At 57.7% G+C, this 7,629-nt stretch carries 8 protein-coding genes; all 8 read right to left on the bottom strand.

Annotated features, from left to right (window positions below):
• Window positions 1-1,548 (bottom strand): histidine kinase dimerization/phospho-acceptor domain-containing protein (locus tag ACXJKO_RS27980; RefSeq protein WP_457094309.1); only part of this gene is annotated, 1,548 nt, incomplete at its 3' end.
• Between the two features lie 19 nt (window positions 1,549-1,567).
• Complete coding sequence (locus tag ACXJKO_RS27975) at window positions 1,568-2,287, bottom strand: LuxR C-terminal-related transcriptional regulator (protein ID WP_457094308.1); 720 nt, start codon at window positions 2,285-2,287, stop codon at window positions 1,568-1,570.
• 456 nt (window positions 2,288-2,743) lie between these two features.
• Window positions 2,744-3,316, bottom strand: a complete 573-nt coding sequence (locus ACXJKO_RS27970; RefSeq protein ID WP_457094307.1) for a HupE/UreJ family protein — start codon at window positions 3,314-3,316, stop codon at window positions 2,744-2,746.
• Between the two features lie 18 nt (window positions 3,317-3,334).
• Window positions 3,335-3,958 carry an urease accessory protein UreG gene (ureG, locus tag ACXJKO_RS27965; protein ID WP_457094306.1) on the bottom strand — a complete coding sequence of 208 codons (624 nt, stop codon included), beginning with the start codon at window positions 3,956-3,958 and terminating at the stop codon, window positions 3,335-3,337.
• Window positions 3,955-4,665, bottom strand: coding sequence for an urease accessory protein UreF (locus ACXJKO_RS27960; protein ID WP_457094310.1), 711 nt, complete (start codon window positions 4,663-4,665; stop codon window positions 3,955-3,957). Before ACXJKO_RS27960 ends, ureG begins: the two co-directional genes overlap by 4 nt.
• Window positions 4,646-5,116 (bottom strand): urease accessory protein UreE, encoded by a 471-nt coding sequence (locus ACXJKO_RS27955; protein ID WP_457094305.1) that lies wholly within the window; start codon window positions 5,114-5,116, stop codon window positions 4,646-4,648. The genes ACXJKO_RS27960 and ACXJKO_RS27955 overlap by 20 nt, the downstream gene beginning before the upstream one ends.
• Before the next feature lies 1 nt (window position 5,117).
• The gene (gene ureC, locus ACXJKO_RS27950; protein WP_457094304.1) at window positions 5,118-6,845 is read right to left on the bottom strand and encodes an urease subunit alpha; all 1,728 of its coding nucleotides are present in this window, start codon (window positions 6,843-6,845) and stop codon (window positions 5,118-5,120) included.
• Entirely contained in the window at window positions 6,845-7,465 is a 621-nt protein-coding gene (locus ACXJKO_RS27945; RefSeq protein ID WP_457094303.1) for an urease subunit gamma, read from the bottom strand. The genes ureC and ACXJKO_RS27945 overlap by 1 nt, the downstream gene beginning before the upstream one ends.
• Window positions 7,466-7,629: the final 164 nt, after the last annotated feature.

Here is a 7,629-nt window from a genome sequence, read left to right as displayed (position 1 = left end):
GTTCAGGAGGTTCAGAAGAACTTGCCGGATGCGTGCCTCGTCACCCATCACCAAGCGAGGCATGCGCGGATCCCATTCGATCCGGATCGGGACACCTTTTTTGCCAGCTCCACTGCTGACGATTGAGACCGTATTGTCGACAAGAGAAATGAGTGAGAATGGCTCCGGCTGCAGCTTGATCTGGTCTGCCTCAATGCTGGAGAAGTMCAGAATATCGTTAGCAACTGTCAGTAGCGCCGAAGCGGAAATTTGAATCAAATTAGCGGATCGGCGCTGCTTCGCATTCAGTTTCTCATCGAGAAGCTGTTCCGTGTAACCGATGATGCCATTGAGTGGGGTACGGATTTCATGACTCATCGAAGCGAGGAAGTTCGTCTTTGCCGTGCTTGCAATGTTGGCCCGGCTTAGAGCCTTCTCTGCAACGTCCTTTGCCCCGATCAGCTGGTGCTCGCGATCAGCCACGGCCTGAGCCATGCGGTTGAACGCGCGCTCGAGAATGCGCACTTCGCCGGATCCCTTGTAAGGAGAACGTACGCTGAAGTTTCCACGCTCCAGAGCCTCAGCCGTTTGAACAAGGCTGCGGAGCGGGCGCAGGATGAGCCCTTCGACGCCAAGCATCGCCAACAGCAAGGACCCGCTAATGATGATGATCACCAGAAACATTCGGTAACGCAGCGTTTGATCAATGGCGTTAATGACAGAGGTTTGATTGAGGCCGACGGCCAGGATCGCGTCGGTTCCGGGTAGGGTCCTAAAAACGAAGAGACGCGAGACTCCGGAGAGGTCGGCGAGTTCCGCATTGCCATGGGGCGCTTCGAGGGCCCTGCGAATGACAGGCTGGCCCTGCAGGCTGGTGCCTACAAGATCCTTGATGGCTGGATAATGGGCCACCAGCGTTCCGTTGCGATCGACTACAAGCATGTTGATGTCGAGCGCGGCATCCAGGGGGAGTAGCGAACGCCCTTCCAGCAAGCCGGGCTGCAAATCGACAGAAACAACACCAACCGACTGACCATTCTGCAGAATGGGAACAGCCGCCGTCATGCTCAGCTTGCCGGATAGCGGGTCGACAGCAACATCGCTTAGAGCAAAAGCTTCGCCTTGAAGCAGTCTGCCGAAGACCTCGTGTCTACCTGCTGCCTGCGCCCCGCCCTCAGCTCGAGCATCGCACAATTCGCGGCCGGTAAGATCCGATACACGCAGAGCGCTCATCCAGTGATGCATGGCGAGATGGCGCTGCAGATAGGTGGCGCACATTTGCTTGTCAGCGTGCAACTCAGGTGCAGTGGCAAGGAAGCGTAGCGCTGCCTTGGCTTCCGCGATGACGTGATCCTGACTATCGATGGCATAGGAGATGAGAAGCTCTGCCCGCTCTCGCGTCGCCGACACGGCTAACTTGCGCTCATCGCCGGCAAACTGCACAAGGGCGGCGCTCAATGGCGCCAGAGCGGCGATACCGATCAGAAGGAAGCGCCAAAGCAGACTGTTGCGGTGCAACCGGCCCAGCCTCGCCCCTGCTCGCATGATCCTTGCGCCCTGCCCCTGCACTTTCGCCCCCTTTATCGAATCACACGCCGTTCAGAAGATGACGCCTGCGGTTCGGATAGGGACGTGCACCAGCAACCGCAGCCGCGGCACGATTGTTGACACCAAAGTACCGGAAGATCGCGGCCATGTGGATCTTGACCGTTCCCTCGCCCAGTTTAAGTGCAATGGCGATCTCTTTATTCGTTTTGCCCTGCACAAGGAGATCCAGCACATCCTGCTGACGCGGGGTGAGTGGACTGATTGCCTCATGATGGTCAATCGACGGTTCCAATCTCTCGACCATAGACGCCTGCGCTTCTCCTGTTGAGCTCACTAATGGCGCCGAGGAAATATCTGCTAGGCAGGGAGGAACGTAGATCCCTCCGTCGAAAATGGTTTGAAGTGCAGCCGCGAGTTCTGTAATGCCCAAGCTTTTGAGCATGTATCCATGAACGCCTGCTTCCAAGGCCAGCAAGATATTCTGCCGAGAACTGGAAGCCGAAATCACGGCAACACGCGCCTCAGGGAAACACTCCCTGACAGCCCTCAAATTGGTGGGCGTGCGCATGCCGGGCATGGACAGATCGAACAGCGCGACGCCGATGGCCGGGTTGTCACTCAGACGCTCCAACGCTTCGTCCAGAGATGCCGCTTCAATGATCTCCGAGAAGCCGAACTGGCGATCCAAGATTGCACCGACGGCCATCCGAAAATATGCATCATCGTCAGCGATCAAGCCAACGCGCACAGCCCCCCCCATTTGATTACTCCCCAACCGAGATATATGGCTGATCGTCGAGATTAGGATAAAAAGTCAATTCTTAATAATTACCCGTATCAACTTGCCGCACCTAGATAACGTCGTCATAATGATACGCTATTAAGTGACGAATTAAGTACTTCACTCTACATAGATCACTACATTCTAGCAGCTAACCCTTATTAATTACCTATGCAGTTCGCAGATAATATGAACAGCGCCATTTCCTTTACGTCTTGAATACCTCCTTGGGGAAACAGGAATGTTACGGAGCCCCTTCTCAGAGGTATCAGGCTTCGTTCAAATGTGCATCATTGTTTCATAGTTGGCATTAGATAATTATTTGCAATTATGCAAATCAAAATTTAAAAATTAGGCGCAGATGCTCTACAAGATCTGCGCCAGTGCAAACATTAAGTTAATGGATTAGGACGTCTTCGGGCTGAAGCAAGCCCTTCAGTTCAGAACAACCCATAAGCCAGCGGTGGTGATCGCGACACCGGAGAAGCGGGCTACGCGTTCTTGGAAGAGCGGGAAAAAACCACCTGTTAGACCCGTTATATGGAGAACAAGACTCGCTAGAGCAAAGCCAGCGCTATATCCAACCGCATCACTCCCGGCCGGAAACTCCGCGCCATGGGCATAACCATGGAATATCGCGAAGGCTCCCACCAAGGCCATAGCCGCACTCAAGGGCCAGGATCTTCCCCAAGTCACGACTGCTCCCAGGATAATAACGGAACCCGCRATTCCTGCCTCGACGGCTGGAAGGCTGACGCCCGCTACCCCCAAAGCACCCCCTAGAAGCATCATGACTACGAAGCTTGCGGGCACGGCCCAAACGGCCTGTCCTCCAAGCATGGCAGCGAAAAGGCCGACGCTAACCATAGCAAGAATGTGGTCGAGGCCGCCTAATGGGTGCGTGAAGCCTGCAGCAAAGCTTCCTACATCATGGGCGCCAGTATGAGCCAGCGCAGGCGTAACCGCTGCGATTAATGTAGCTATGAGAAATAATCGCTTCGAGTTCATGTATTAATCCCCTCTTTATTAAGCAGCCGCGGATAATCCACCGGCCTCCTCGATGAACTTCGCGATGGCCTCTACGCCGACGCCGCCGCGAATGTTGCTGAACACATAAGGGCGCTGCCGGCGCATGCGCTTCGTGTCCTCCTCCATCACCGCAAGATCGGCGCCTACATAAGGCGCAAGGTCGATCTTGTTGACGACCAGAAGATCGGAGCGCGTGATGCCGGGGCCGCCTTTCCTGGGGATCTTCTCGCCGCCTGCCACATCGATCACGTAGATCGTCAGGTCGGCAAGCTCGGGTGAGAAGGTTGCGGCGAGATTGTCGCCACCGGATTCAACAAGCACGATGTCGAGAGCCGGGAAGCGCTTGCGCATCGTGGCGATGGCAGCCAGATTGATCGAGGCGTCCTCACGGATGGCCGTGTGCGGGCAACCGCCCGTCTCCACACCCATGATGCGCTCTTCCGGTAACGCATCGGCGACCGTGAGAAGGCGTGCATCCTCCTTGGTATAGATGTCGTTCGTGATGGCGCAGATATCGTAGCGCTCTCGGAAAATCTTGCAGAGCGCTTCCATGAGGGCGGTCTTGCCCGAGCCGACCGGCCCGMCAATACCGACGCGAAGGGGTCCTGTGTGAGAAATCATGACCGGAAAAGCCTCGTGTACTGATTTTCATGATGAAAGGATCCGAGATCGGCGCGAAAGGTCGCCCCGCCGATCTGATCCAAGGATTGGTCCAAAGCTGCTCGCGCGACGTCCTGAACAATGGCTAACAAACCAGCGCAGACACGAATGCCGGCTGTCTGCCCAATGGGCGCTAGCCTGATCGCGGCCGAGACGAGGGTCTGCACCAATCCGAAGAGATAGGCGGGCGTAGCCATCGCAAGGGGAACGCCATGAGCGGCCGCAGACATGCCGACCGCGACCGGAAACGCCACATCGCCCTCCAACGGCAGAAGCCGCGGCGAAGGCCATGCCGCAAGCGTCGCGTCCAGAAAGCTTCGCCCCTGCTGGCTCGTTTCGAGATAGAGCTCCGCAGAAGGCGACAAGGCCAGAGCGAGTTCGTTGATCTCTTCAAGCCTCTTCTCATCGCCCGCCTCGATGGCGCGATAAGCGTGGCCGAGGAGGATGGCATCGTTCCGACCGAGGCCAAGCGTCAGAATATCACTCAGCCATGCGACCAGCGTTTCCTCATTCGTGACGTCACCGGCCTCCACCGCCCATTCGAGCGTATGGGAGTACGCGTAGCAGCCGACCGGATAGGAAGGCGAAAGCCAGGCGAATAGCGGCAGGATCGCCGCCTCGTTTCCACCAGGAGAATTTGGAAGCGGCTTATCCATGCCCGTTCCCATGGTGATCGCCGCCGTGTTCATGGTGATATGCCCCGCGAACGGGCCGGAAGGGACGTTCGACGATTTCGACGCGCGCGCCTAACCCGCGCAACATGTCGACCAATACGTGGTCATAGCCGATATAGATCGTATCTTTCGCAATCTCGGCCGGTACATGGCGATTGCCGATGTGCCACGCCAAGGTCAGAAGTTCGAGAGGATCGTTCGCCCTGATCTCGACGAGCTTCTCAGGAGCAGCACGCACCTCGACGAGCCACCCCGTATCCAGCAGAATTGCGTCGCCGTCTTCGAGAACATCGGCTTTGTCGAGATCCAGAAGGAATGCTGTTCCACCATCGGCATTGAGCACGATGCGCCGGCGATGACGGTCGCCATGGTCCAGGGTAATCACATCGACGATGCGATCGGTATCGACAGCCTCGCGGCGGATGATGGATGTTGCGCGGATCATATCAGAACAGGAAGTAGCGTTGAGCCATGGGGAGGACTTCGGCCGGTTCGCAAACCAGCAACTCACCATCRGCACGAACGTCGTAGGTTTCGGGATCGACCTCGATGAAGGGTGTCGCGTCGTTCAAGATCATGTCTTTCTTGCCGATGCCGCCGCGAACATTCTCGACGGCGACAAGCTGCTTCTGAACACCGAGCTTTGCCGCCAATCCATTGTCGACGGCAGCTTTCGAAACGAAGGTGAGCGAGGTTGCCGACAAGGCCCGGCCATAGGCACCGAACATCGGGCGGTAATGCACAGGCTGCGGCGTCGGGATCGAGGCATTGGGGTCGCCCATAAGCGCCGCGGCAATGCTTCCGCCCTTGATTACCAGATCAGGTTTCACGCCAAAGAAAGCCGGCGTCCAGACCACAAGATCAGCCAACTTGCCGACCTCGACGGAACCGATATGCTTGGAGACGCCGTGGGCGATTGCCGGGTTGATCGTGTACTTCGCGATATAGCGGCGGGCGCGAAGGTTGTCGTTGTCGCCCATCTCACCGGGCAGCGACCCACGCTGAACCTTCATCTTGTGAGCCGTCTGCCAAGTCCGGATGATGACCTCACCCACACGCCCCATGGCCTGACTGTCGGAAGACATCATCGACAGCGCGCCGATATCGTGAAGTATGTCTTCGGCAGCTATGGTTTCCTTACGGATGCGGCTCTCGGCAAATGCCAGGTCCTCAGGGATCGAAGGCGACAGGTGGTGGCAGACCATGAGCATATCGAGATGCTCGTCGATGGTGTTCACCGTGTAGGGGCGAGTCGGATTAGTGGAGGACGGCAGCACATTGGGCAGCCCTGCCACTTTGATGATGTCCGGCGCGTGTCCCCCGCCTGCGCCCTCCGTATGAAAGGCATGGATTGTTCGGCCTTTGAAGGCTGCAATCGTATCCTCGACAAATCCGGATTCATTGAGCGTATCGGTGTGGATCATCACCTGGATGTCGTAGGCATCGGCAACCGAGAGGCAGCAATCGATTGCGGCAGGCGTCGTTCCCCAATCCTCATGTAGTTTCAGAGCACAAGCGCCTGCCTGGATCATTTCCTCAAGCGCGCCGGGCTGGGACGCATTGCCCTTGCCGGTGAATGCCAGATTCATCGGAAAAGCATCAGCAGCCTCGATCATACGGGCGATGTGCCAGGGACCGGGCGTGCAGGTTGTGGCGAAGGTGCCTGTCGCAGGTCCTGTTCCTCCGCCCAGCATCGTCGTAATGCCGGACATGAGCGCCTCTTCGATCTGCTGCGGACAGATGAAGTGGATGTGGGAGTCGAAGCCACCGGCGGTGATGATCTTGCCCTCTCCGGCGATGATCTCCGTTCCGGGGCCGATGATGATATCGACATTGGGCTGCACATCCGGATTGCCCGCCTTGCCGATGCCGGCGATACGACCGTCCTTGATGCCGATATCCGCTTTCACCACGCCCCAATGATCGAGGATCACGGCATTGGTGATGACCGTGTCGACGGCTCCTGCCGCACGTGTGGTCTGCGCCTGCCCCATGCCATCGCGGATAACCTTGCCGCCACCGAATTTCACTTCCTCGCCGTAGGTCGTGAAGTCCTTCTCTACTTCGATGAGGAGCGAGGTATCTGCGAGGCGAACGCGGTCCCCTTTTGTGGGACCAAACATGTCCGCATAGGCGGCGCGGGGAAGCGAAGCGGGCTTTCTTACATTCGACATCAGAGCGCTCCCATCACGCCTTGGCGGAAACCATAAACTTCACGCTTGCCTGACAGGGGCACCAGAACAACCTCGCGCGTGGAGCCCGGCTCGAAGCGCACCGCCGTGCCGGGAGCAATATCAAGACGCATGCCGCGCGCCTTCTCGCGGTCAAAGGACAAGGCCGGATTCGTTTCGTGGAAATGATAATGGCTGCCGACCTGAACGGGACGGTCCCCCGTATTGGCGACAGTCAGCACGGTGCGCTCTGCACCTTCATTAAAGATGATTTCGCCAGTCTGCGTCGTCACCTCGCCTGGAACGTCCTTCGACGCGGCTCCCCGGATGGGATGGTGGACCGTGACGAGCTTCGTGCCATCCGGGAATGTGGCTTCCACCTGCACGTCGTGGATCATTGCCGCAACGCCCTCCATCACCTGATCGGCCGTCACGACATGTGCGCCGACTGCCATGAGCTCAGCGACGGAGCGGCCGTCGCGCGCGCCTTCCACAACAGTATCGGTGATGAGCGCGATGGCTTCAGGATGGTTGAGCTTCACGCCCCGCTCCAATCGCCGGCGGGCAACCATGGCGGCCATGGCGATGAGAAGCTTGTCTTTTTCACGGGGAGTCAGTTGCATGATACGACCCTAGCTGAGCCAGACGCGAGGCAGAGGCTCGTCACGAAAAGAGAGAAGAAAAGAACAGGCTGAAGACCGTAGGGCTTCGATGGATGCGGCACAAAAGCGCACGACGAGCATGCCGTTCCAAGCGCTTGCGGCAGTCTCGCACCTGTCGCTGGAGG

The organism is Microvirga sp. P5_D2, from assembly GCF_054049475.1.
Note: the sequence above shows the minus strand (reverse complement) of the source record. Positions and strands in the feature narration are given on the sequence as shown.

Coding starts and splice junctions, on each gene's coding strand:
- ACXJKO_RS27945 (WP_457094303.1), bottom strand. CDS start 7,465: ATGCAACTGACTCCCCGTGAAAAAGACAAGCTTCTCATCGCCATGGCC.
- ACXJKO_RS27975 (WP_457094308.1), bottom strand. CDS start 2,287: ATGGGGGGGGCTGTGCGCGTTGGCTTGATCGCTGACGATGATGCATAT.
- ACXJKO_RS27960 (WP_457094310.1), bottom strand. CDS start 4,665: ATGGGAACGGGCATGGATAAGCCGCTTCCAAATTCTCCTGGTGGAAAC.
- ACXJKO_RS27955 (WP_457094305.1), bottom strand. CDS start 5,116: ATGATCCGCGCAACATCCATCATCCGCCGCGAGGCTGTCGATACCGAT.